The following is a 25,671-nucleotide window of genomic DNA, read 5'->3' on the forward strand; positions in this document are numbered from 1 at the left end:
ATGATACTCATTGACAATACATGTATTAGTGATGACATTGAAGACCAGCTGTTTGTCTGCAATCTGGACAAATGCAAAGGTGCTTGCTGTGTGGAGGGGGATTCGGGTGCGCCGCTGGACGAAGATGAACTTGCTATTCTGGATGAGATCTACCCGCACGTTGAGCCCTATCTGACACAGGCAGGCAAAGATGTAATTGCGAAAGAAGGAACATATACCAAAGATTGGGACGGCGATTATGTAACCCCTATCATTAATGGAAAGGAATGTGCTTATGCCCTTTATGACGAAAGAGGCATTTTGAAATGTGGCATTGAGCAAGCTTATAACGATGGGAAAATTGCTTACAAAAAGCCTATTTCCTGCCATTTGTATCCGATAAGGGTTACTAAATACGAACAATATCACGCGCTCAATTACGATCGCTGGGAGATATGCAGTCCTGCCTGCAGCTTCGGTCAGGAGTTGGGTGTTCCGGTTTATAAGTTTCTGAAAGATCCGCTCATCCGTGCTTATGGGCCCAAATGGTACAACCAGCTTACGCAGGAAATTGAGGAGCGTAAAGAAAGCCGACTAAGAGAACATGAAGCAGGGAAATGATTTTTTCACTGATGTTTACGATGTAGTAAGGCAAATCCCGGCGGGCCGTGCTACTTCATATGGAGCAATTGCAGCTTACCTGGGCTCAAAACGTGGCGCTAGAATGGTGGGATGGGCCATGAGCAGCGGTTATACCGAACACGGGCTTCCTGCGCACCGGGTGGTGAATAAGCAAGGTGAACTAAGCGCACGGCATCTGTTTGAGACGCCTACCACCATGCAGGAGCAACTTGAAAGTGAAGGTGTTGAAGTTCGGGACGGCCGCATTCAGCATTGGGAAAAATACTTTTGGGATCCTGAAAAGGAACTTAGTTAACAAAAGAAAGGCTCTTCGTCCATTTCGGACAAAGAGCCTTTTCAATTTTTGAACCTTATGTTATTGCAGGGAGATCAGTTTTTCACTGGTGCTTTTGATCTGCACTTCTTTTACCAGTTTTTCTTTGTTATAAAACAATTCAAAGTAGTAAACTCCGTCATTCATTTCTTCCAGATCAAAGACGCGGCGGTATTTTGCATCATTGCTGTCAAAAACTTCGGAGTAGAAGACGTTTCCGCCTTTGTCCTTTAAGGTGATTCTCAGCTTTTCGTCAGCTGCTTTGTTTACCGAAAGTTTAACCTTATTAGTTTCCCTTATTTTGTAAAGAGCGGCGTCAAAAGCTACTGCATTTGCAGCAGTCTTTTCTTCGTTGTTTTTCTTCTTGTCTGTTGTAAATGATGCAAGAGACAAAGTGAGCGCCAATGCGCAGAACAGATTTGAAATGTTTGAAATTTTCATGGCTAATATAGTTTTCTTGTTATGCCCGTACATCTGCACGGTTGAACTATATATAAAAAAGGATGTGCCAGATCCATTTCCAGAGAAAATTTCACTGGCACATCCTTGATATAACCACTTATATTTCAGATACTTAACATGGTTTTCGAAAACTTTACGAGCCTATGGTCAATTTTTAAAGCTGTTCATAACCGAACATCATCAGGTAAAACCGAACGGTTTAGAAGTTATACAAAACCAAGATTATATTTTTTGTCCTGATTTGGAAGAACACTTAAATCTCTTATCTCACAAGAGGATTCGGGGTGTAGCGTTTCGCTTTGGGATCATGCAGCAACCACAGGCCGATGAATGTAATCAAGCCATTGATGATAAGCCGCTCAAAACCGAATTTATAACCATTAAACCACTCAGCAGAGTGATCATTGATAATGTAGGTAATGATGGGTGCTAAAACGCAAACCAACGGAACCCATTTGTCTTTCACAGGTCTTTTGAGGAATGCCCCGAAAGAGAACAATCCCAGCAAAGGTCCGTAAGTGTAACCTGCCAGATCAAACACCGCTGTGATCACTTCCTTGCTGTTAAGCTTATTGAAAATCAGGATAACCAGATAAAACACTACCGAAAATCCGATATGGACCCAAAATTTAATGGTCGAGCGCTGCGCTTCCGGCCTCTTCTCAATGTTCATGAAATCGATGCAGAATGCTGTGGTCAATGCAGTCAAGGCAGAGTCGGAGCTGGCATAGGTGGCTGCCGTAATGCCAAGCAAGAATGTGATGCCAACAACCAGACCTAAGTGGTTCAGGGCCAGCATTGGATAGAAATCATCCGATTTGGCAGGTGTCGGAATTCCTTGCGCTTCCGCATATACGTAAAGCAGCGCACCGAGCGAAAGGAACAAAAAGTTAACGATCACGAGCACAATCGTAAACCAGAACATATTCTTCTGCGCCTCACCAATGTTCTTACAAGTCAGGTTTTTCTGCATCAGATCCTGATCCAGACCGGTCATAACAATGGCAATGAAGACCCCGGCAAAGAACTGTTTGAAGAAGTTCTTTGGATCATTTGTGTCCCAATAGAAAATCTTGGAATAGCCGCTCGTCTGCACGCGGTTCCAGATGTCGCCGAAACCATCCAGATTAAGCTCACTGGAAACGAGCATAATGGTCAGGATAACGGCTGTAATGAGGAAAAAGGTCTGTAATGTGTCTGTCACAATAATGGTTTTGACACCGCCTTTAAATGTGTAGATCCAGATCAGAAAGATGGTTATCGCCACAGCCACTTCAAACGGAATCCCCAATGGCTTGAACAATGCGAGCTGCAAAACCTGTGCTGCGACATAAAGCCTTACTGCTGAGCCAACTGTACGAGAAAGTAAAAAGAATCCCGAGCCTGTTTTATAAGACCAGAAACCGAAGCGCTGTTCGAGATAGGAATAAATGGATATAAGGTTCAAACGGTAATAGAGCGGCATCAGCACTGTCCCTATCACCAGATAACCCAGAATGTAGCCTATAACAACTTGAAAATACGAGAATTGAATGTTCACAACCGCCCCCGGAACCGAAACAAACGTTACGCCGGATAAAGAGGTCCCGATCATTCCGAAAGCCACCAGATACCACGGCGACTGCCTGTTTGCAGTAAAAAATGTATTGGTATCCGCCCCTCTGGATGTGTAAATAGAAACTGTTATAAGCATCCCGAAATAAGCAACGAGGATGGCCAGAGATATATATGGATTCATTAAAGCGGCTTATAGTGGGTTATTTGTGAATTTTAGCAGCTGATTAAAAGGTCCTTAAAACTTCCGATAATCTGCGTTTTTGTTTAGATTTGCTAATCAAACAGAAATTTGGTTGTTATGCAAGCGCTTACAGACACTGAGGTAGAAATTCTGGATAAAACTGTTGAAACGGATGTTCAGAAATTAGTTATCTACAACGACGATGTAAATACATTTGATTGGGTCATAGATACTTTGATAGAAGTTTGTGGCCATACCAATGAACAAGCCGAACAATGCACGCTGATCATTCATTATAAAGGCAAATGCTCGGTAAAAGAGGGCGCTTTTGAAGAATTGACCGGCATGCGCAATGAAATCTGCCGCCGCGGAATCTCCGCAGAAATCCACTAGTCTCACTCAACTTTTCACATGAATTACCCCTCACGTCTTATTGAGGAAGCCGTAAGTGAAATCTCCCGTTTGCCGGGAATAGGAAAAAAAACAGCGCTGCGTCTGGCATTACATTTGCTTAAAAGAGAGGAGGAACAAACCAGATCCCTTTCCGAGGCGCTGATCAACATGCGTACCAAAACTTCGTATTGCGAAAAGTGCCACAATATTGCCGATGACCGGCTATGCAACATTTGCAGCAGCCCGAGGCGCGATCATTCGATCATTTGTGTGGTTGTGGATACGCGCGACGTGCTGGCTATTGAGTCAACCAATCAATATAAAGGGCTGTATCATGTTTTGGGAGGGATTATTTCTCCACTGGAGGGAATTGGCCCCTCAGACCTGCAAATTGATTCTTTACTAAAAAGGATAGAACACCCGGAAGATGCAGAACCTGTAAAGGAGATCATTCTGGCCCTAAGTCCCACGATGGAAGGCGATACGACTGCTTTTTATTTACAGAAAAAACTGAAATCGACGGGTGTAAAGATGAGTACGATTGCCCGGGGCATCCCTATCGGCGGCGACCTCGAATATGCGGATGAAATCACCCTTGGGCGCAGCATCGTGAGCCGGGTGGCCTACGATTAGAATAACTAAACACTTTACCGAAAGACTGTTATGAATAGAACCGACTTCCTAAAAACATTAGCAGGCAGTTCGTTGGCTATGAGCGCATTGTCCAGCCAGGCATTTGCAAAATCCGGAGAAGGCCTACAAGCTGAAATGGCACCATTCAAACAAGCTCCCCTACCTTATGACTTCGGTGCACTCGAGCCCAGCATTGATAAGCAAACCATGGAGATCCATTATGGCAAGCACCATGCGACCTATGTAAAAAACCTGAACGACGCGGTAAAAGGAACTGAATACGAGAAGAAATCGCTCGACGACATTATCAAATCCATAGGAAAGGCACCAGCTGCCATCCGCAACAATGGCGGAGGTCACTGGAATCACACATTCTTTTGGGAAGTAATGGGGCCTAAAAAGGCTGCAGCACCAGCCGGACCGGTTGCTGATGCAATCAATGGTCAGTTTGGGTCTATGGATAAATTTAAAGAAGAATTCGCCAAAGCAGCGACAACACGTTTTGGTTCCGGATGGGCTTGGTTGGTGGTAAAAGACGGTAAACTCGCCATCGGCTCAACTCCAAACCAGGATAACCCATTGATGGATGTATCTGACTTCAAAGGAACACCTATCCTGGGATTAGACGTTTGGGAACATGCTTATTATCTGCATTATCAAAACAAACGCCCGGATTACATTAAAGCATTCTGGGATGTGGTAAACTGGGATAAAGTGGCTGAAAAAATGAAGAAGGCTTAATATCAGTACATTATATTATAAAGAAGGGGTTACCGATCAATGATCGGTAACCCCTTCTTATTTGCTTACAAAATTACTAATTGCAGTAACTGCTGATCACTTTGTACGCCTGCTGATAACCAAGCTCCCCTGCCCTGCTCAGGTCCAGACAGCCATCATTGATTTCACCAAGGCTGTTTTTCAGGATCCCTCTCAAATAATACGCTTCCGGATAATCTGAACGCAATTTGATCGAGCTGGAAAAATCCATGACGGCGCCCATCTGGTCACCCGTTGCGGAACGGATCATTGCGCGTGAGAAGAATGCTGTGCTATAAGTAGGGTTGAGTTCAACAGCCGTCGTCAGATCCTGAATAGCGCCCTTCGTCTCGCCCACCTTCGCCTTGCTTATGCCCCTGACAAAGTATGCCTGCGCCCTGTCATCGCTCAAATGTTCTATCTTAATATTCTGCTGAACCTGATCCCTTAATCCGTCCAGCGTTTCGCGGTTGATTTTACCAGCGTAGGTTATCTTTTTAGGATCGCCTATATAGCTGTTTTTCAAATCAATAGATGTAGAAAGATCTGATATTGCGCCGCGTGTATCATTCAATTTGCCCTTGGCATAACCTCTTCCGTAAAATGCCTGATAGTTTTCAGGATTTAATTGAATGGTTTTGTCAAAATCAATGATGGCGCCTTGATAATCTTCAATTTTATTTTTTGCAAAACCGCGCTTTTCGTAAAATTCGCTCTCATTAGGACTCAATTCAATGGCACGCGTAAAATCTGCCGCTGCACCCTGAAAATCGCCAAGCTCAATTTTTGCTAACCCCCGGCCTGCATAAGCGCCTGTTCTTTTGGGGCTTAACTCTATCACCCGTGTAAAATCGGCCAGGCTGCCCGCGTATTCCTGCAAATCCTGCTTGCAATTTCCCCGTGCATATAAAGCCGCAAGTTCATCGGGATTGAGCGACAAGGCGCGATCAAGGTCGGTAAGCGCGCTTCTGTGCTTTTTTAGTTTGGCATAGCTCACGCCGCGGTTGTAATAGATCTTTGGGTCTTCAGCATTCAGTTCCAATGCTTTGGAATAGTCTTCGATCGCCGAAGAAAAATCGTCCTGCAAGCTTTTGCTTACGCCGCGGCTTTGATAATAAAGTGCTTCTTTGGGATTGAGCTCAATGGCGCGGTTATAGTCTTGAATGGCCCCGCGGTAATCTTTCAGATTTGCCTTCGCCAGCCCGCGGTTAAAATAGCTCGGCGCATGTTCGGGACTCATGGAAATTACAGTGGAATAGGCTTGCATAGCGCCGTTGAAATCCCCTGTTCCTGCTCTTGTATTCCCTTCTTCAAAAAATTCCGCAGCCGATCGTTGAGCAAAAGTGGAGCCAGGCAAAAGGATTGCAATGAAGGTAATCAGACCAAAAAATAAAACTTTCATGAATGTAAAGCGTTTCCTCAAATCAGATATGTTTTTTATTATCCTATAAAAGTATTCAAATTCCCCATCCGCATCAAAAAAACAAATGCCCTATTTTTCGAACACGGTTTTTGAGGCAGGTTATTGAGAATATGGCTACTTTTAATGGATCAATTCCAGTTTTGGAAACTCATTTTTCATTTATTCCACACCATTATGACAGCTAATTCAAGGAAATTTTTTCTCATCGTTCTGCTCATCGTCGCAGCTGCCGCCGTTTATTATTCATTTATTAAACCCATTGATAATAAGGAAGCTAACGTAGAAAGCGCTGCACCCGGACAAACAGAAACGGCCTCCGTATACTTGTCGGAAATGCGAGATCTGGAAGGTAAACCGGTGGCTATGGATGAAGATAAGCTGGTGTTTGTGAATGTATGGGCAACCTGGTGCGGCCCTTGTAACATGGAGATGCCGGGCATTCAAAAACTGTATGATAAATATAAAGCCCACGAAAAAGTCGCATTCTACATTATCTCAGACGAAGATCCGGAAACAGTGAATCCGTTCATTGCGCGTAAAGGTTATAAGCTGCCGTTTTATCAGTTTGCAGGAGCATACCCACCGGCCCTGGACGGCAATGCGATCCCCCGGACTTACATTATTTATAAAGGCAAAATACTGGTAGAAGAAGTAGGCGCTTCACAATGGGACCGCCCCGAAATCACGGATCTGATCGATAAGCAATTGGCTGAAATATAGATCCTAAAAGACACAAAAAAAGCGCTGATCATCATGACCAGCGCTTTTTTTGTGTTAATCTATTCCTTATTCAACGATGAATGTTCCTTTCATCAATGCATAGTGACCTGGGAAACTGCATATGTAAGTGTAAGTTCCTTTTGCAGGTGCAGTAAATTCAACTGTGTCGCTCTCGCCGCCACCAACAAGTTTGGTATGCGCAAGGATGCTAGCCTTTTCTGATGCAGGAATGTATTCCGTTTCTCTTGCAGCCGCCGCTTTTGAACCGAATGCAGCAACGTCAGTTCCTGGCTTCAACAAAACCCAGTTGTGGCCCATTGCAGCCTTAGCAAGTTTTCCTGAGTGTGTCAAAGTAAGCTTCACTTTTTGTCCGGCTTTGACTTTGATCTCTTTCAGGTCAAACTGCATTGCGTCACTTCCTTTTATTACGATGGTTTTAGCTTGTTTCACATCGGTAACAACTGCTTTGGCAGGCAATTTAGCCTCAGCAGTGTTCATTGTAATAGCTCCGAAAGCCAAAACTGAGGCAAGAAGCATTACGCCATACTTCGTCGTTTTCATATTAAGAGTATTAGTAAACTTGATTGTTTGATAATTAACTGGTGCAATTTACGACGCGGTATTTAAAAAAAACAATCCATTAACATTTGTTTGATAAATAGATCTTAAAACAGGATTTTATATTGATCGCGTGCCGCTCTTCCTACACAAATCACGGACAGCACCATCATATAATGGTTGATATCGACGGGGTCCATAGGAATGGGAAGCTTCCCGGATTTCGTAGATAACGCGAGCAACATCATTGAAAATATCACCCATAGCGCACTCTTCTGACGGCTCGCAAGCCCTACACAGGATATCAGCAATGTGATCAGAATGGCCAGCGATTTAATAATGAGCCCCACATATTCTACACGAAACCAGGTGATGCAATACATAAGGAGTAATCCCAGCCCAATGGTGGACGCGAAAAAATAAGTCCCCGCCCGATAGCGCATAATAAGGCACCAGGATGCGGAAACGAGGCAGAATGCGCCTAATGTCATTTCACCTGCCGTGATGACCCCGTACAGTTTTTCAAAACTTTCTACGCCCACGTAGACAAGCAAGTCGGTGAGGGCAACGAGGGCAGTGAAAAACAAAAATATGCCCCAAAGCCACCTGCTGATAAACGGCTGGGTCCGGAAATACCGGGAGAAAATAAATATGCTGGTAAAACTTAAAACCAAGTTAGAAAATATATGTGGACTGCTGAGTATCTGCATAAACCTGCTTAATATTGTCAGAAAAGCAATTTACAAATTCTGGCTACATTTTGCTACTTCGTGCTTTTCGTTCTACTTTTACCAAAAAAACTGATTTACCAACATGAGCGTTTTAGTTAATAAAAATTCTAAGATTATAGTTCAGGGATTTACCGGATCGGAGGGCTCTTTTCATGCCCAGCAAATGATCGAGTACGGTACTAATGTCGTAGGTGGCGTAACTCCGGGCAAAGGCGGCCTTTCTCACTTGGAAAGACCTGTTTTCAACACCGTTGACCAGGCTGTGCGTGCTACCGGCGCTGATGTATCTATCATTTTCGTTCCGCCGGCTTTTGCTGCTGATGCTATAATGGAAGCTGCTGATGCTGGAATTGGCGTTATCGTTTGCATCACCGAAGGTATTCCTACCAAGGACATGATGCAGGCAAAAGAATATATCAAAAACAAAAATTGCCGCCTGATCGGACCAAACTGCCCGGGTGTTATTACAGCCGAAGAATGTAAAGTGGGCATTATGCCAGGCTTTATTTTCAAGAAAGGAACAATTGGCATTGTTTCAAAATCAGGAACGCTTACTTATGAGGCTGTTGACCAGCTAACGCGCGCCGGACTTGGACAAACAACTGCAATCGGAATCGGTGGTGACCCAATCATTGGCACTACGACCAAAGAAGCGGTTGAATTGTTGATGAATGATCCTGAAACAGAAGCGATTGTAATGATCGGTGAAATTGGTGGAAGCATGGAAGCGGATGCAGCCAACTACATCAAATCAACTGGAAACAAAAAACCTGTTGTTGGTTTCATCGCCGGACAAACTGCTCCAAAAGGACGCAGAATGGGCCACGCTGGCGCAATCATCGGCGGTGCTGACGATACGGCTGAGGCTAAAATCAGGATTATGAAGGAGTCGGGTATATTTGTAGCCGAGTCGCCTGCATTGATCGGCGAAACCATGCTGATCGCACTTGGAAGAAAATAGTAATCTGATTACATATCACTTGATAAGAGGGCTGGGGAAACCCCGCCCTTTTTTATAACAATGAAGTCCATATCTTTTACGCTTTTTTGGGCTTTTCTAATAGCTTTTTCCATTTCCGGAACATTCGCTTCCGGTGCGGCCAAAGTCAATCCTCCCGAACAATATTTCCCGGTTTACGACTACCAGAACGACTGGCTCGTTTACAATCCTCAATACAAGAACTACGTCCATTTTTCCCAGGGCGTGAACGAGGGCGCGCGCTATGTTAGCCTTTATGTAGATCTGGTCAAAAACCGCCGTTATGATCTGCTTTTGAAGGCTGAAACGGAGAGTTATTTGTTCCTGGAAGGATCACTTCAAAACAAAATCAACAGCAATGAGTGGCAGGAACTGAACATTGACAGCCTTTATAAAATCTACAAAAAGGATGAATTGCTGCTCACTATTTACGGCAGTGCGGGGATCGGAGATAAATCTGTGCTGCTTTGTAACAAAAAGAAATTAAATGACCCAACGACGATCGAACAGGCCGGGCGGAATTTTATCAATATCAAACCCATCACATTTACACCGTTCGGTAACTTTGCTGCAATTTCTCTGATTCTGATCCTGATACTCAGCGTGTGGATTTACAATGCTAATCCCTTGTCCTTTATACGTTTGATTAATCCTATTGAGTTTTTCAACAATGACCCGAGGGACCAGCTTTCAAAGATTAACAAGCCTTATAGCAACACAGTCGTTTTCTTTGTCATCATCACATCCATGCTGATGAGCTTTGTAGTCGTTTTCCTTTCGGCCAATAAGCTTAATGTATTTTCTGTCAGCACGATATTGTCTGAAAAGTCTAATACACTACAAATTCTTGGTGACTTCTTTATCCTTTCCGCGATCTTCTTTCTTCTAACTTATGTCAAATACATCTGCATGGTGATGGCAGGAAATATGCTGAATCTGGATAAGCAGGTTGACATTATCTTTCTTAAAATAATACAATCCTCTTACCTCTTTTATGCAGCATTGTTTCTGTTCGTTTTTACCCTCAGCTTCAACCACATAAACTGGCTGCCTGAGATGCGAATGTACGTTCTGGCCCCATTTTTGCTGTTCTATTCCGCACGATTCCTGGCCTTGTACATTGTCACCAAGCCGCCGGGCTCGTTGATTAATCTGTATTTATTTTCTTACCTTTGCGTCATTGAAATAATCCCGCTCATTGTCGGCATAAAGTTTGCTTTGTAATTGCAGAGAGTGAAACGGAACTTAAACTAATGAGGATTATACATGAGTGATACCATCAATTTTGATCAGGAGCGGCTTAAAAAAGTAACCAGTCTTTTAGTTAGTCAATCCAGACCAGCCGACGAGAATTCACCTTATTATGAATTGGCCAAAAAGTATAATATCAAAGTAGATTTCAGGCCGTTTATACAAATCGACGGAGTTTCTTACAAAGACTTCCGTAAACAAAAAATCAACATTCTGGATCATACTGCGGTCATTTTCACAAGCCGTAACGCCATTGATCATTTTTTCCGGATTTGTAACGAGGGAAGAGTTGAGGTGCCGGCAACAATGAAATATTTCTGCATCTCAGAACAGACTGCCAATTATCTCCAGAAATACATTGTCATTCGCAAAAGAAAGATCTTTACAGGCACCAAAACGGCGGCCGAACTGATCGAGCTGATGCGGAAACACAAGAAAGAGAAATTCCTGTACCCATGTTCGGACGTGCGCAAAAACGATATTCCGGAGTTTGCAGATACGGAGGAGTTCCACTTCACTGAAGCTACCATGTATCAGACTGGCTCAGCCGATCTTTCTGACCTGGAAGACGTTTACTACGACATTATAGCATTTTTTAGTCCGTCGGGGATCAAATCACTATACGACAACTTCCCTGACTTCAAGCAAAATTCTACCAGAATTGCGGCTTTCGGCCCTACAACCGCGAAAGCGGTTACAGATGCAGGACTTTTTCTGGACATTCAGGCACCTTTGCCAAATGCCCCATCCATGACCGGCGCGCTTGACCTTTATATCAGGCAAGCGAACAATGTTTAGACCGAATTTTGTCCAAAAAAGCCCCGGAAATTTTCCGGGGCTTTTTTGTTATTTTATCAATTTTTTTAAGCAATATGCGTTATAAATGAAATCCGAAAACTCCCAGCGTGTTCCTTAACCAAACCCACAGGCATGACTTTGACTTTTATTATTCGAAGTATTAAATATAACAGGCTGCTTGCAATAATACTCCTGACCACCAACGGTGCGATGGCTCAGAAAGACGCACAATTCAGCTTATTTTCTCTTAACCAGCTTTACCTTAATCCAGCAGCTGCCGGCGCAGACGGGCTTACGAAGTTTCAGCTCACGCACAGAACGCAATATGCTGGCTACCAGGGAACAAATATTTCGGATGAAGGCGGCGCATTGTCAACGCAACTTTTTTCTTTCAGTATGCCTATCAAGAATTTCGGGATAGGCTTTTACGCGCTGAATGACCGCAGCGGCCCGCGTACAGATCAGGATTTCAAATTGTCTGCAGCATATAAGATCCCGGCGTTTGGTGGGAATTTTCAGGTTGGGGCGAGTGCAGGATTATTCAGGCAATCAATCGATTACAGCAAATTAAGATATCAGGATCTGGACGATCCGTTGATTCCAACCGGAAACATTTCAGAAATCAATCCTGATTTTTCTGTGGGGGCCCGTTTTGAAAATGAGACATTCTATGCAGGCGTATCTTTAAATCACTTACTGGAACCAAAATACCAGCTCGGATCAACAACAGCGACTAACCCATTACCGAAGACATTATACTTCAATGCAGGTTTAAATATTGAACTGGGTTACCTTCTTGATATACAGCCAATTGTTTTATTAAAATCCGACATCAGCACGTTCTCTGCCGAGGGTGGCGCGACGGTTACTTATAACAAACGTTATTGGATTGGTGGAACTTACAGACAGCAGGACACCTACTTTATCGTAATGGGCGGAATTTATTTACTACCCGATCAATCGCTTAGGTTATCAGGAGCGTATGATCTTGTATTAGGGGGAAATGATTCGAAAGCACCGTCGTCTTTCGAAGTAATGCTGTCGTACGCGCTGCCATCGCCAAAGTTTGGCAAGAAGACAATCATCCGGACGCCCCGTTTCAGGTTTTGACACAACTTTACAGTCTCCGTATATAGTACTATGGAATCCGGAAATTATTTAAAATCGCAAGGATTTTGGCAATTATTAAACGGTTTTTGTAAACCAGCAGATAATTGAAAGTGATCAGTTTGCGAAACTTTAATTTATATTTGTAAAATAATCTTGCCTTATACCATTTATCTTATTCTTACGTTAACTCGATAAATGCAGGCTTGGTTATCGTTTCGGGAGCTTCACAATATAATTTCTCCCAGATTTTACTGAGCGTGAGATTGTTATTTTTGTTTTTATTTCAAGTATACTATATATCACCAGTCGACGTTTTTAGGCTAACATTTTATTATTCAAATTTTACAAAAACACTATGAATGTGAAAGTGTTCTATCGGGATGGAGTCAAAAGCCTGCTTTTGGTAGCCGCTCTTATGCTGATGCAAAGTTGCGGGTTTATTAAGAGTAAGTTTGGCAAGGGAGGACAAGAAGAAAGCGGGATTCAAAACGGGGAAATTACAGCGACAGCCCGTAAAGGTTATAAGCAGACAACACCGGCTGGAATGGTGGTAATCCCATCAGGTTCCTTTGTAATGGGACAAGCCGATGAAGATATAGCTTCCTCCATGAACAACATGAACCGGCGCGTGACGATCAGCTCATTCTTTATGGATGATACGGAGATCACAAACAACGAATACCGCCAGTTTGTGAATGCCTTGCTGGTTGACTCGGTTTCAGTTTTGGGAGAAGAAGAAATTATGTCCAAATACTATCCTGATACAACAGCATGGAAAAAAGACTTTGCATATTCTAACGGTGACCCATTTGTTGAATATTACTACCAACATCCAGGATTCGATACTTACCCGGTTGTAGGTGTTAGCTGGCAAGGTGCCCAGTATTTCTCTAAATGGCGTACCAATCTTTTGCATGACTTCCAAAACAAAGAAGGACAGTTCAACTCAACAGGTTTCCGTCTTCCGACAGAGGCAGAATGGGAATGGGCAGCAAGAGGCGGACGTGCAGTTGCGAAATACCCTTGGGGTAATCCTTACACCATGAATGCAAAAGGATGCTTCCTGGCGAACTTTAAGCCACAACGCGGAAACTATGATGCGGATGGCTATCCTTACACAGGCCCTGCAAATGCATACAATCCTAATGATTTCGGCCTTTACAATATGGCTGGAAACGTTGCAGAATGGACTTCGGATGCTTATACAGATAATGCAACAGCCATTGTTTGGGATATGAACCCTAGATATGACAATCCAGACGAACCCCGCAAAGTTGTGAAAGGCGGTTCATGGAAAGACATCGCTTACTACTTACAGACCGGCACGAGAACTTTCGAATACGAAACTGAGCGTCGTGCATTCATCGGCTTCCGCTGCGTAATGGACAATGTTAATGACCGCGGAGGTGCCCGTGCACGCCGTCGCTAGATAGAATCTCTTCTAAAAAGAAGCAGCGTTCCAAACACTGCTTCTTTTTTACGACCTTTTCAAAACACTTTTCTTTATCAATATCTAATTTTTTCACTGTAACTGATTTCAATAAGTATGGCTAAGAATAGCGGACCTAATTTTTTTTGGGATAAACTGGTACCAACAATATATAGCGCAGGTGCTGCCGTTGTTATTTTGGGAGCGTTAGCAAAAATTCAACACTGGGACTTCGGCGGTCCTTTACTAATTGCAGGATTGGGTACAGAGGTACTTATATTTTTACTTTATGCACTTCAGACACTAACACAATCTTCTGACCGCGATCCGGATTGGACTCGTGTTTACCCTGAGCTTGCCGACGACTATAATGGTCCTGCAATTACTCGTGGATCTACATCTTCAAGTGGTGTTACTGCTAAGCTGGACAATATGCTCGACAATGCTAAACTAGGACCTGAGGTTTTCGACAGTCTTGGAAAAGGTTTCAGAAACCTTTCTGAAACAGTTGGCAAGATCCGCGATCTGACCGATGCAACTGTTGCTACTAATGATTACGCAAGAAATGTGAAAAGTGCGTCAACGGCGATCAATGATATGAATAAATCTTACGGTGTTGCCATCAGTGCAATGAGTTCTATGGCTGACGCCACCAAAGATGCACAATCATACCGTGAGCAGTTTCAGCAAATCACCAAGAATATGGGCGCGTTGAACGCGGTTTATGAGCTTGAATTGCAGGATACAACCAAGCATTTGAAAGCAATGAATGCGTTCTATGGCAACCTTACTACTGCGATGGAAAACATGGCTGACGCTACCAAAGAGTCGCAAGTGTTTAAAAATGAAATGTCTAAACTGACGACCAACATCTCGTCCCTGAATGGCATTTATGGCAATATGCTGACTGCCATGCGTGGCAGCAATGCATAATAAATTATTCAATCACTGATAACTGATTACTGAATATATGGCAGGTGGAAAAGAAACACCCCGTCAAAAGATGATTGGCATGATGTACCTGGTACTTACTGCAATGCTCGCATTGCAGGTGAGCTCAGCCATCATAGAAAAATTCATTCTTCTGAACAATTCTTTGGAACTATCCTCCGGAGCAGCTAATAAAATAAACCAGGAAACTGTACTTAAAATTAAAGCGGCAGTTGAAAAAGCTGGTAACAGGTCGGCCGATGTGGCGGTAATCAAACAAGCTGAAGAGGTTCGCAAGTTTACTGCTGACATTACCAATGAGATCAATACATTGAAGCAGGAGATTATTGCCAAAGCGGGTGGCGGATTAAATGAGGAAGGTGGAATTAAAAACCCGGATGAAGAAGCCAAAGTTGCTGAATTGATGATTGCACAAGGAAAAAAAGGGAAGGCGTATGGTTTGAAAGAAACGCTTAATGCGTACACTGCAAGGTTAAATGCTTTATCTCCTAATAAATTCCAAATGCTGGCAATGGACGGCAGAGAAGATCCAGGCGTTAAAACAAATAAGGACCAACGCAATAAGGATTTCGCTGAACTGAATTTTGAATCGACTCCTGTTGCAGCTGCATTGGCGGTTTTAAGTCAGAAACAAACAGACATTCGCCGCATGGAAGGTGAAGTCTTGAATTACCTTGCAAGTAAGGTTGGAGCAGCAGACGTTAAATTTGACCGCGTTCTGGCAATGGTTAGCGCTGATGCAAAAACAGTTGTTGCAGGCACGAAATTCAAAGGACAAATGTTCATCGCAGCTTCTGCTTCTGGAATAACACCACGTATGAGCTTGAACGGCTCACCCGTAAAGGTTGAAAACGGCGTTGGTATGATCGAATTTACTGCGCAAGGTGGCGGCTATAATGCAGAAGGCGTCGTGCGGAAAGAACTACAAGCTCGCATTACGATCCCTACTCCATCAGGACGGGATACAACTTATACGATGAACCAGGAGTACTTCGTTGTGAAGCCTTCCTACCAGATTGAAACAGGAACACTTCCTCCTTTATACCTGGGTTGCGCTAATAAATTAAGCATTCAAAGCCCGGCATTGGGACCACTTTGGGCACCAAGCTTCTCAACTGACGGTGGAGAAATTATCCAGAGCGGACAAAAAGGAAAATTCACGATTGTTCCTAACAAAGCGCAGTTGAATATTACTGTTAGCAATGCTGGCAACGTTCTGGGATCTGAGCCATTCAGAGTAAATAAAGTGCCTAAGCCTTCGCTTGAAGTGAGAGTCAATGGTGCTGCCTATGACGAACGTAAAGGAACACCTGCTTCTGGCACGCGTAGCATTCAGGTAATCGCTGTTCCTGATGAAAGCTTTAAGAATTTCTCTCCTGAAGATGCGAAATTTAGGGTATCCCAAGTTGAGATTTCCCTGGCGCGGAACAACAGAAGAATTGGCGGTGTTACATTGAATGGTGGTGGTGGATCTATATCCTCATTAGCGCAACAAGCACAACCTGGTGATCGTTATGTGGTTACAATCTTAAAAGTAGAGCGCCAGAATTTTAAGGGTGCTGTCAACGAAGTTGAGATGGGTAATCAATACAGAACTGTTCCGCTATACTAATACTTCAATTTTAATCGTTGATTGGGCAATACAACCTTATGTATGTTATGAGAAGAATGAACGGAAAAACGATTGCATGGTCATTACTTTCTTTATCTTTGGGCACAGGCGCTGCTTTTGCTCAGGAAAAAGAAGATTCCACAGCGAATCAATTTTCATCGCGCCCGATTGCTGACGGCGATGTCCTGATGAAAAGGACGCTTTGGAGAAGGGTCGATCTTAAAGAGAAACAAAATGTTTCAATGTTCTCTAAAAACAATGAGATCACACGTTACCTGTTGGAGGCTGCAAAAGCAGGTTTGATTGACGCTTACACAAATGACTCATGCGCTACTAAAATTGATGGTGACGAGTTACACAAACGTATATTAATTCCAAATCAGACTGCCGGGTTATCCGCTGAGGAAATAGCAGCTGGCTTTGGTGAGCCGGCAAAAACAGACGATGGCTGGGGTGCTAAACCAAAGGCAGATCCAACAAAAACTGCGGCAGCTGCTGATGACGGATGGGGCAACACTAAAAAGGAAACCAAAACTGAAGCAGCAGCGGAAGATGATGGTTGGGGTCCTCCAAAGAAGAAATCAAGCAAAAAAGGTGCTAAAACAGAGGTTGCAAAAGCAGAGGAACCCGTTGTTGAGCAGCCCAAAGTTGACAGCAGTTTCCAAACCCAAGTCGCTTCCACCGAGGAAGAATATTTTCCGGATCAGTTGAGTATTTTGGAAATTAAGGAAGACTGGACATTTGATAAGAAAAGATCTCGCTTGTACAATGACATTCAAACATTGACGATCATTCTTCCTTCGGAACAAACTGCTACGGGTCTTGAATTACCAGTTGCTTCTTTCCGTTACAAAGATGTGGAAAGACTGTTCAGAAGCGATCCTAAGAAATATATCTGGTATAACACCCATAATACTGCCCAGAACAAGAACCTTGCGGATGCTTTCGATTTGCGTCTTTTCTACGGCCGTATCACCAAATATTCCAATGCAAACGACAGAGCGTTTCTTGACATCTACAATGGAGAAAAAGAAGCACTTATCAAGTCTCTAAACTACGAGCAAGAATTAATGGAACTGGAACACGGACTCTGGGAATATTAGTCTCTCAAGTCGAGCAACAAAAAAAGGTTATCCGCACTGGATAACCTTTTTTTGTTGCTTCATATCCTACTTTCTGGAAAGCTTGAATTGAAGCGTTTTTCCCAGCTTCGTTTTGTCTTCCGTCAAAGCTAAGGCAGCGATTGTCTTTTCGTAACTTTTAAGGACCTCAGCATTCATTCTTCCAGCCGTGATTCCAGGAATGATAACAACACGTACGTCCTGAAATGATCTGTCAGGAGCGGCTTTGACACCTTCCTCAGACCAGCCTCTCTGAAATATATCTACGAAAAACGTGCCGTCCTGAATCCCATGCACAAAAGTAAATTCACTTGCTGTACTCGTTGTTCCAGTTCCAAAAACAACCACTCCAGGTAATGGCCAATACACATTTTGAGATTTGATATAAACCAAGATTGCAGAAGATTGAAAGAGGCTATCTTCCTCAGGCGTCAAATCATTGTAGCCTATACTGAAACTTCCACTAGTATCTGTTTTGACTGCACCAGAAGAGATAATGAATGCCCCTCCACCTGAGCCCGTGCCGTTCTGCCCAGCCGGTCCCGCTGGTCCTGCCGGGCCGGCTACGCCCGCATCTCCTTTTGGCCCTACATCACCCTGCTCGCCTTTGCAGCCAACCATAAATGCCATTGACCCGATCCAGGCAAATAGTAATAATTTTTTGAACATAACTTGCAATGTTTAGAATGTGAATTGAAAATAAGAAAGAAAAATGTTAGAGCTTAATACGCTGGCCGATTCAATTTGACGAGAACAAGGGCGTTTTTTCCATAAATTATACAAAAAAAATTATTAATCCTTCTCACTGTCAAAAGATTAAAAAACCGGCATGATATTGCTGCCTGAATATGAGAAAAAGTGGTGTGCAGAAACTGCTGATATGTAAATTCGCGGCGGAGTAACATTGAATTAAAGCGCCCGAATGTCCGAAAGCCAACAGAAATACCTGATCATCATTGCCGGCCCTACCGCAGTTGGAAAAACCGCATTGTCCATTCAAATAGCAAAAGCGCTTAATACGGAAATCATATCCGCCGACTCGCGGCAGTTTTTTAAAGAGCTTAACATTGGTACAGCAAAACCAACAAACGAAGAGCTTTCGCAAGTCAAGCACCATTTTATCAATTCGCATTCAATTTCAGAAATTTACAGCGCCGGCGATTTCGAACGCGACGTATTGACATTACTGAAAACGCTTTTTGAGACGCACGATTACGTCGTGATGACCGGAGGTTCGGGTTTTTACGTAAAGGCTGTTTCAGAAGGCTTAGACGACCTGCCAGCACCCTTGCCGGGTCTAAGAGAATCTTTGACCCAAAAGCTGAATGAAAAAGGACTTGATGTATTGCAGCATGAGATTCGTGAAATAGATCCGGCGTTCGCTCTTACGGCAGAAATTAATAATCCCCAACGCGTAGTGCGGGCATTGGAGGTATTTTTCACAACCGGCACGCCAATCAGTCAATACCATTTAAAAAACATCATTAAGCGGCCCTTTCAGCAGATTTTAATCGCTTTGGATCGAGACCGTTCCGAGCTGTACCAACGCATTGACGATCGGATGGACATAATGCTCGCAGAAGGGCTTGTTGACGAGGCGACGGCATTGCTTCCATACAAATCCCACCACGCGCTGCAAACGGTCGGGTACAAGGAAGTTTATGGCTATCTCGACAATGCGTATGATGAAAAGGAAATGATCCGGCTACTGAAACAGAATTCAAGGCGGTATGCCAAACGGCAGCTGACCTGGTTCCGTCATCAGGGCAAATTTGAATGGTTCCAGGCCGACGAATATGAAAAAATCCTGGCCTACATTCAGGCCAGGATTCAGGATAATAATACTTTGTAGAAAGAATGTTATTCCAACTCACGATAGGCAAGAATCCCGCCCAACACGTTCCTAACATTTGAAAAACCCTGCGATTCCAGGAAGCGAGCCGCTTTTCCGCTTCTTGCTCCCGAACGGCAGTGAATAATGATCTCCTCATCTTTCAATGGTTCAAGCTCATCCAGATGATCGGGCAACTCACCCAACGGGATCAGCTTCGCGCCCAGATTATCTTCTTCGAACTCGTGTTCTTCCCGAACGTCATAAAAATGCAGGTCTTCCCCTTTATCTAAACGTTCCTTCAGTTCTTGCACTGTAATATCCATAATGTCTTCTTTTTGTTATTAATAAGATTATTGGACAAATAACATCTTTTGTGTAAATGAGCGTTTCCCATCCGACGATTTAACAATATAAATTCCTTCAATCAACTGAACCACGGCAGAACGCTGGTTCTTTTCAGGAACAATGGTTTGGACCAAATGTCCCTGCATTGCATAAATTTCGATTCTTTTTATAGAAGCATTCTCCCAATTAATAACGCCTTTGTTGGGATTCGGGAAAAAGCGCATGTCCGTAGTCGCAGCCGGTTCATTTCCTGTCACCACGCCCGCTGCTTTCTTTCCAAGATAAGGCCGGATCATGATACTGCCCTTCAACGCAGTTTCCTTGGCCCACTCGGTTCCTAGGTTATAAAAAACCGCGTTCCTACCTAGCATGGAATTTCGGTCAAATCCTACTGTAACCGGCTGCTCGTTCAGTTGGAGCCAGCCTACATAAAATGTATCGGGGACAGCAACTGGTGTGTTGAATGCATAATCAATAAACCCGTTTCGTAAGGCTGGATATCTCGCTCCAACAGATCTTTGCGCGATCAGCCTGTCCGGTTTGTCGTTTTTGTTATCAAAGATCTGAATCGTAAATCCCTGTCCCGAAACATCTTTGTTAAACTGGACCATAGCAAGCCTAACGCCGCCGATTGTATCGGGTTTCGCCAATGTATACTGGACAGCCACGCGTCCCAGTTTCTGATTTACCTGCACGCCATATTCAGCACTTCCGTCGTCATATGCATAGTAATCTGTCAAATCTACCCGGGAAGTGCTGGAATCATTGGTCTTCAAATTAACTCCTGGAATGGTATCCGTGGTGGTAACCCAAAATTTGGTAATCAATTTCAAACTATCCAGGTTGCTATTAATAGCCGGCGGAGCCGTTTTGACTGCCAAAGATTTGGATTTGAGCGACTCGACATAAATCGACCTCTGAACATTCCGGAACAATTCAGTGCCCTTAGTCGCATCCCGGATGGTAAATGTGCTGGTCAGAATGTTGAAATTGTTGAAGTTATTCGCAACATCAGTCTTCACCGAATCGGAAATGGCAGCCTGGGGATTAACGCGATATTGCCGGAGCGGCATTGCGGTATATTTTTTCAAAAACGGAGAGATCGCTTTTCTCACCGCAACATCGAAGATATATGGTTGCCTTACTGACCGTTTCGTATTTAAATAAACATAATCCAGATGCCAGGTGTCATAATAACCGGATTTACGCCCATATGCGCGGAACCTGAACTGAAATGCATTATGGAAGTAAGCCGGGTCGGTGATCTTCACAAATTGATTCTTATAAACCGTATCCAACTTATAACCAACTTGTTGCCAGGCCGTAACCCAGCCATTGACTTTACTCAAAAATTCCAGCTGAAAAGAGTCACTGGAATCCGGCAATTCACCCAAACCCTTTGCCAGCCACTGAAAACTAATGTATAGTGAATCCGAGGCCTTCTTCCCGGCCAGGTCAATGGGCTGAGAAGTTAATGTATCGGTAAAATTCTGAGTAAGCGGATTGATGAGGTTATACGGAGTTCCTGATGCATTCAATCCATCGAAAGTTGCAATGTTGAGCGAGGGCTGCGAGCTGGAAAGTGTATTGTTAATGTAAACTCCACTTCCCGGAAGCCAGTTTGCCGTGTTTGGGCTGGCCGTTTTGGTGGTTGAAAAATCATCAAAAAAAGGCAGGTTCAATGTTGCCCCGGTCCGCAATGTGCTTTGTGATTCGGCCTCCTCATCGGCATAGGAGCCGTCGATAGGAACGAGCTTTAATTGGGCGTATAGGAACTGACACTGAAAAAGCGCGAGCAGCAATGTCAGAATTATACGTTTTTTATTATCAAAATAAATTTTACTGTTCCGGTGATATATTCTCATTCCCAGTTGATTCAACTGCTTGTGGTGTGATCCAGAGATCGATTACATCTCCTATTCTTACATTATTTCCAGCGTCCGGGTTCTGTCTTACCACCGTGCCCGCCGCTTGTCCTTCCTCCGCCGGTATTTCCATCTGCTGGCCAACTTTAAGCCCCGCTCCTATCAGCGCAATTTTCGCTTCGTCCAACGGCAAGCCTAAAACGGATGGTGCTTCAAACTGTGCTGTCCCAAGTCCTTCGCCCAATTCCAGATCCACTTTCGAGCCCTTCGGAATTGCTTGTCCGGGCAAAATTTCTTTCCCGTTATACATTTGTCTTAAAACTGCATTCTGCGCCATATCCGGCACATAGGATATATTTCCTTCTTCAAGACCAACACTTTTCAGCAACATTTGTGCGCTGCGGTGCGTCATATCCGTCAACTTCGGCATCTTGATCAACGGTGCCGTGCGCGACGAAACGGTAACATATATTTTCCGGCCCTCTTTTACTTTGGCGCCCGGCAATGGATATTGTGAAATAATGGTCAGCGCAGGCACATTAGCGACAAAAGTGCAATCGACTTCGTAACGCAGGTCGCGGCTCTCAAGAAATTCTTCAAGCTCGGCAACATTCTTTTTCTTTAAATCCGGGATGGTTACAGCCTCGCCATGATTGGTCGTAAAAGGCAGGTAAACGAAGAAAAAACCCAGAAAAAGGACCAAAAGCAATGAAACTATAATTCCGATATGAATGAAAAGATCCGTTCTGGACTGAGTACTTATTTTGGCCATGTATTGTTAAAGCTCGAAATGTATAGACGGGTAAAAATAAACGTAATATTTCAGGATGCCAATATACTATGCGGTATATGATCCAAGAATTCTTTTAATGTACTTTCCTAGAATATCGAATTCAAGATTGACACGATCACCCGCTTTCAGGCTATGGAAATTGGTAAATTCATAGGTGTAAGGGATGATTGCAACCCGGAACGAACTGCTTTCAGAATTGAAAACGGTAAGACTGACGCCATTGATACATATGGAGCCCTTTTCTACAGTCAGATTTCCGGTGGATGCATCGTATTCAAAATCAAACAGCCAGCTTCCGTCGCGTGCTTCCACGAAAGTGCACACAGCCATCTGGTCCACGTGCCCCTGCACAATGTGTCCGTCGAACCTGCCATTGGCCGGCATGCAGCGTTCCAGATTGACCTTATCCTGAATAGTTAGGTCACCCAGATTGGTTTTCAGCAATGTTTCCTCAATGGCGGTAACTTTATAGGTGTCTCCCTCCACGGCAACAACGGTCAGGCAAACACCATTATGGCTGATACTCTGATCGATTTTAAACTCCGAAGCAATGGGTGATTGAAACGAAAAAGTTTTGTTAGTGCCTTCTGAATCGACTTTTAAAAGCGTTGCAACGGATTCTACTATTCCTGTAAACATTATCTTAGACGAAATTTTAAACACAAAGTTACGATTTATAACGTCTCTTTGCAGTACGAAAGGCGCTATTGATGTGGGTAAATCTTTTCAAATCCACATAGTTTGCGAACTTTGCACGAACGTGGGAAACCAGCATTCCTTTTGCCTAACATATACTTTATAACATTAATGAAAAAAGTCTTATTTATTGATCGCGACGGAACGATCATCGTTGAACCGCCCACTGATTTTCAGGTAGACTCATTAGAAAAACTCGAATTTTTACCCAAAGCAATATCCGCACTCCGCAAAATTGCCGAGGAAACTGATTACGAGTTGGTAATGGTAACCAATCAGGACGGCTTGGGAACGGAATCTTTTCCTGAACCCACCTTCTGGCCGGCGCAAAATAAGATGCTGCAAACCTTAGCGGGAGAAAACATACATTTCGCGAACATTCACGTGGACCGCAGTTTCCCGGAAGATAACCTTTCTACCAGAAAACCAGGCACCGGAATGTTAACTTCCTACTTTTCAGAAGAATACGATTTGGCTAACAGTTATGTGATCGGTGACCGCCTTACCGATGTGCAACTGGCTGTAAACCTGGGTGCTAAGGCCATTTTGGTTTCGGACCAAACTCCTGAAACGGGAATGTCTGAAGAAATGCAGAAAGCTACGAGTTATGTTTCAAGAGATTGGGATGCGATTTATGAACACTTGAAACTGCCTTCCAGAACTGCGTCTGTTGAACGCAATACAAAGGAAACGCAGATCAAGGTCGAGCTGAACCTGGAGGGAAGCGGCATATCTGACATTCATACAGGACTGGGCTTTTTCGACCATATGCTGGATCAACTGGCCAGACATTCAGGCGCCGACCTCTCTATCCATGTCGAAGGTGACCTGCATATTGACGAACACCACACCATTGAAGACACGGCGCTGGCGCTGGGTGAAGCTTACCGGCAGGCCATTGGCGATAAGCGCGGCATCAGCAGATATGGGTTTTTGCTTCCTATGGATGAAGCGCTTGCCCAGGTTGCTATTGATTTTTCAGGCCGTCCGTGGATTGTCTGGGATGCAGAATTTAAAAGAGAGAAGATTGGCGAGATGCCGACGGAAATGTTTTTTCACTTTTTCAAATCATTTTCAGACACGTCGCTCTCTAATTTAAATATTCAGGTAAGCGGTGACAATGAGCATCATAAGATCGAATCGATTTTTAAAGCGTTCGCCAAGGCAATAAAAATGGCCGTGAGACGTGATTTAAAAGCACTCGACTTCATGCCTTCAACCAAAGGAGTCCTTTAAATTTTTAATTTATTGAACGGTTAAAGACATTTTTAGTTAATTTTGCTAACGTTAAGTAGTGTATAAATTGCTTTTTTATGGAAATGACAATCATAATGATCGTTTTTTATGTAGTTCTTCTTGGTTCTGCGTTCCTTGTAGGACGCTGGCTGGAAAACAATGAAAAACAATGGAAAGCCAAGTAAGCGTTATTATTTAATCGTATCACAAGTTGCTCAAATCGCTCTGTCTCATATTACTTACGGCCTTCCTCATCTGTAAAGCCACAGATGTCGCCAGTCTCTTGCTGGCCAAGGAAAAGTCATCTGTGGTTTGCGATACCGGCACTTGTGATAATGAAAAAACAGAAGTTGAGAAAATCAGCGACGACCAGTTGTTGATTTCTCATTCCCTACATTTTGATAAATCGCCTTTATCATTCCCCCTTTCGAAGTCTTTCTCCTTCTCAGCCGGATTTCCAAATGAAATCTCGTTGAAGCTGCTCTCGCCGCCCCCCGAATTGGTCTGATTTTTTCCTGCATTTATTTATTCTGTGAGCATGGTGCTCCTGCGGATGTGTACATTTTACATTCTGCCAGGCACATTGTCCGGGTTCTCCTATTCAATAATTTATATTCAAAAAAATATCATGATCAAATCATATAACCAACTGTTTGAAAACAATAAAAAATGGGTCGATGCAACTAACGAGGAAGACCCTGAATTTTTCAACAGACTAGCAAATGGACAAAGCCCAAAGTTTCTATGGATCGGATGTTCTGACAGCCGCGTCCCTGCAAATGCATTAACCGGAACAATGCCCGGTGATATTTTCGTGCATCGCAACATTGCCAACATGGTCATTCACACGGATATGAGCATGCTGAGTGTGCTCGATTACTCTGTTAATGTGCTTAATGTTCAGCACATTATCGTTTGCGGACACTATGGTTGCGGCGGTGTTGCAGCAGCAATGGGCAACAAGCAGGTAGGCCTTATCGACAACTGGTTGAGACATATTAAAGATGTGTACAGATTGCACCAGGAAGAACTGAACGCCATTGAGGACACTCAAAAAAGAACCGACCGGTTTGTAGAGCTCAATGTGATCGAGCAGGTGATGGACCTTGCAAAAACTTCGATCGTGCAGAATGCCTGGGCTAACAAAAAGCCTTTGCAGGTGCACGGTGTGGTATACGCAGTCGGCACGGGCGTTCTTCAGGATCTCGGCATTACAATGGACAGTGCAGACGATATGGAGAATGTATATCGGATGGACGTTCCGGTTATCGCCTGACATTAAGCAGCCCTCATTTAATAT

At 43.7% G+C, this 25,671-nt stretch carries 27 protein-coding genes; 17 read left to right on the forward strand and 10 right to left on the reverse strand.

Features of this window, described 5'->3' with window-relative positions:
• Both G395_RS0101540 and G395_RS0101545 read left to right on the forward strand, forming a co-directional pair.
• A complete protein-coding gene (locus tag G395_RS0101540; RefSeq protein ID WP_026628441.1) occupies positions 1-600 on the forward strand; it encodes a DUF3109 family protein in 600 nt (199 codons plus the stop codon).
• Positions 584-916, forward strand: a complete 333-nt coding sequence (locus G395_RS0101545; RefSeq protein WP_026628442.1) for an MGMT family protein — start codon at positions 584-586, stop codon at positions 914-916. The genes G395_RS0101540 and G395_RS0101545 overlap by 17 nt, the downstream gene beginning before the upstream one ends.
• A gap of 60 nt (positions 917-976) precedes the next feature.
• Here G395_RS0101545 and G395_RS0101550 read toward each other — a convergent pair whose 3' ends face one another.
• Complete coding sequence (locus G395_RS0101550; protein ID WP_026628443.1) at positions 977-1,375, reverse strand: hypothetical protein; 399 nt, start codon at positions 1,373-1,375, stop codon at positions 977-979.
• A 283-nt stretch (positions 1,376-1,658) separates the two neighbouring features.
• A complete protein-coding gene (locus G395_RS0101555) occupies positions 1,659-3,134 on the reverse strand; it encodes a sodium:solute symporter (RefSeq protein ID WP_026628444.1) in 1,476 nt (491 codons plus the stop codon).
• 117 nt (positions 3,135-3,251) lie between these two features.
• On the opposite strand from G395_RS0101555, the gene G395_RS0101560 reads away from it, so the two are divergent.
• From G395_RS0101560 to G395_RS0101570, 3 genes are read left to right on the forward strand one after another with little or no spacing between them, the layout of a single operon-like run.
• Entirely contained in the window at positions 3,252-3,527 is a 276-nt protein-coding gene (locus tag G395_RS0101560; RefSeq protein WP_026628445.1) for an ATP-dependent Clp protease adaptor ClpS, read from the forward strand.
• 18 nt (positions 3,528-3,545) lie between these two features.
• On the forward strand, positions 3,546-4,160 hold the full coding sequence (gene recR / locus G395_RS0101565; protein WP_026628446.1) for a recombination mediator RecR: 615 nt from the start codon (positions 3,546-3,548) through the stop codon (positions 4,158-4,160).
• Positions 4,161-4,190: 30 nt separating this feature from the next.
• Complete coding sequence (locus G395_RS0101570) at positions 4,191-4,901, forward strand: superoxide dismutase (protein ID WP_026628447.1); 711 nt, start codon at positions 4,191-4,193, stop codon at positions 4,899-4,901.
• 76 nt (positions 4,902-4,977) lie between these two features.
• Here G395_RS0101570 and G395_RS0101575 read toward each other — a convergent pair whose 3' ends face one another.
• Positions 4,978-6,321 carry a tetratricopeptide repeat protein gene (locus tag G395_RS0101575; RefSeq protein ID WP_026628448.1) on the reverse strand — a complete coding sequence of 448 codons (1,344 nt, stop codon included), beginning with the start codon at positions 6,319-6,321 and terminating at the stop codon, positions 4,978-4,980.
• 195 nt (positions 6,322-6,516) lie between these two features.
• On the opposite strand from G395_RS0101575, the gene G395_RS0101580 reads away from it, so the two are divergent.
• Positions 6,517-7,062, forward strand: a complete 546-nt coding sequence (locus tag G395_RS0101580) for a TlpA family protein disulfide reductase (protein ID WP_035360287.1) — start codon at positions 6,517-6,519, stop codon at positions 7,060-7,062.
• 66 nt (positions 7,063-7,128) lie between these two features.
• Here G395_RS0101580 and azu read toward each other — a convergent pair whose 3' ends face one another.
• Both azu and G395_RS0101590 read right to left on the reverse strand, forming a co-directional pair.
• On the reverse strand, positions 7,129-7,623 hold the full coding sequence (gene azu, locus G395_RS0101585; protein ID WP_026628450.1) for an azurin: 495 nt from the start codon (positions 7,621-7,623) through the stop codon (positions 7,129-7,131).
• Between the two features lie 104 nt (positions 7,624-7,727).
• Complete coding sequence (locus G395_RS0101590) at positions 7,728-8,294, reverse strand: hypothetical protein (protein WP_229203909.1); 567 nt, start codon at positions 8,292-8,294, stop codon at positions 7,728-7,730.
• Between the two features lie 139 nt (positions 8,295-8,433).
• Here G395_RS0101590 and sucD point away from each other — a divergent pair, with 139 nt between their 5' ends.
• The 8 genes from sucD to porN all read left to right on the forward strand — a co-directional run bounded on the left by sucD (position 8,434) and on the right by porN (position 17,584).
• A complete protein-coding gene (sucD, locus tag G395_RS0101595; protein WP_026628452.1) occupies positions 8,434-9,312 on the forward strand; it encodes a succinate--CoA ligase subunit alpha in 879 nt (292 codons plus the stop codon).
• Between the two features lie 60 nt (positions 9,313-9,372).
• Positions 9,373-10,554 carry a DUF4271 domain-containing protein gene (locus G395_RS0101600; protein ID WP_026628453.1) on the forward strand — a complete coding sequence of 394 codons (1,182 nt, stop codon included), beginning with the start codon at positions 9,373-9,375 and terminating at the stop codon, positions 10,552-10,554.
• A gap of 42 nt (positions 10,555-10,596) precedes the next feature.
• Entirely contained in the window at positions 10,597-11,379 is a 783-nt protein-coding gene (locus G395_RS0101605) for a uroporphyrinogen-III synthase (protein WP_026628454.1), read from the forward strand.
• A gap of 132 nt (positions 11,380-11,511) precedes the next feature.
• Positions 11,512-12,489 (forward strand): PorP/SprF family type IX secretion system membrane protein, encoded by a 978-nt coding sequence (locus tag G395_RS0101610; RefSeq protein WP_084439342.1) that lies wholly within the window; start codon positions 11,512-11,514, stop codon positions 12,487-12,489.
• 355 nt (positions 12,490-12,844) lie between these two features.
• On the forward strand, positions 12,845-13,918 hold the full coding sequence (gene porK / locus G395_RS0101615; protein ID WP_026628456.1) for a T9SS ring complex lipoprotein PorK/GldK: 1,074 nt from the start codon (positions 12,845-12,847) through the stop codon (positions 13,916-13,918).
• Positions 13,919-14,035: 117 nt separating this feature from the next.
• On the forward strand, positions 14,036-14,851 hold the full coding sequence (porL, locus tag G395_RS0101620) for a type IX secretion system motor protein PorL/GldL (protein ID WP_026628457.1): 816 nt from the start codon (positions 14,036-14,038) through the stop codon (positions 14,849-14,851).
• A 37-nt stretch (positions 14,852-14,888) separates the two neighbouring features.
• A complete protein-coding gene (gene porM / locus G395_RS0101625) occupies positions 14,889-16,481 on the forward strand; it encodes a type IX secretion system motor protein PorM/GldM (RefSeq protein ID WP_026628458.1) in 1,593 nt (530 codons plus the stop codon).
• 38 nt (positions 16,482-16,519) lie between these two features.
• Complete coding sequence (gene porN, locus G395_RS0101630) at positions 16,520-17,584, forward strand: type IX secretion system ring subunit PorN/GldN (RefSeq protein WP_211237738.1); 1,065 nt, start codon at positions 16,520-16,522, stop codon at positions 17,582-17,584.
• A 66-nt stretch (positions 17,585-17,650) separates the two neighbouring features.
• Here the strand turns inward: porN and G395_RS0101635 are convergent, their stop codons facing one another.
• Complete coding sequence (locus G395_RS0101635) at positions 17,651-18,271, reverse strand: hypothetical protein (RefSeq protein WP_026628460.1); 621 nt, start codon at positions 18,269-18,271, stop codon at positions 17,651-17,653.
• Between the two features lie 253 nt (positions 18,272-18,524).
• Between G395_RS0101635 and miaA the strand changes: the two genes are divergently transcribed.
• Positions 18,525-19,454, forward strand: coding sequence for a tRNA (adenosine(37)-N6)-dimethylallyltransferase MiaA (gene miaA, locus G395_RS0101640; RefSeq protein WP_026628461.1), 930 nt, complete (start codon positions 18,525-18,527; stop codon positions 19,452-19,454).
• A gap of 8 nt (positions 19,455-19,462) precedes the next feature.
• Here miaA and G395_RS0101645 read toward each other — a convergent pair whose 3' ends face one another.
• The 4 genes from G395_RS0101645 to G395_RS0101660 all read right to left on the reverse strand — a co-directional run bounded on the left by G395_RS0101645 (position 19,463) and on the right by G395_RS0101660 (position 23,078).
• On the reverse strand, positions 19,463-19,759 hold the full coding sequence (locus G395_RS0101645; RefSeq protein WP_026628462.1) for a rhodanese-like domain-containing protein: 297 nt from the start codon (positions 19,757-19,759) through the stop codon (positions 19,463-19,465).
• 27 nt (positions 19,760-19,786) lie between these two features.
• Entirely contained in the window at positions 19,787-21,646 is a 1,860-nt protein-coding gene (locus G395_RS0101650; protein ID WP_026628463.1) for a T9SS type A sorting domain-containing protein, read from the reverse strand.
• Complete coding sequence (locus G395_RS0101655) at positions 21,621-22,418, reverse strand: PASTA domain-containing protein (RefSeq protein WP_026628464.1); 798 nt, start codon at positions 22,416-22,418, stop codon at positions 21,621-21,623. The genes G395_RS0101650 and G395_RS0101655 overlap by 26 nt, the downstream gene beginning before the upstream one ends.
• 66 nt (positions 22,419-22,484) lie before the next feature.
• Entirely contained in the window at positions 22,485-23,078 is a 594-nt protein-coding gene (locus G395_RS0101660; protein WP_026628465.1) for a riboflavin synthase, read from the reverse strand.
• Positions 23,079-23,246: 168 nt separating this feature from the next.
• On the opposite strand from G395_RS0101660, the gene hisB reads away from it, so the two are divergent.
• On the forward strand, positions 23,247-24,371 hold the full coding sequence (gene hisB / locus G395_RS0101665; RefSeq protein ID WP_026628466.1) for a bifunctional histidinol-phosphatase/imidazoleglycerol-phosphate dehydratase HisB: 1,125 nt from the start codon (positions 23,247-23,249) through the stop codon (positions 24,369-24,371).
• 628 nt (positions 24,372-24,999) lie between these two features.
• Complete coding sequence (gene can / locus G395_RS0101675; RefSeq protein ID WP_026628467.1) at positions 25,000-25,647, forward strand: carbonate dehydratase; 648 nt, start codon at positions 25,000-25,002, stop codon at positions 25,645-25,647.
• The last annotated feature ends 24 nt before the right edge of the window (positions 25,648-25,671 follow it).

The sequence above is a fragment of the Dyadobacter alkalitolerans DSM 23607 genome (assembly GCF_000428845.1).
Taxonomy (GTDB): Bacteria; Bacteroidota; Bacteroidia; order Cytophagales; family Spirosomataceae; genus Dyadobacter; species Dyadobacter alkalitolerans.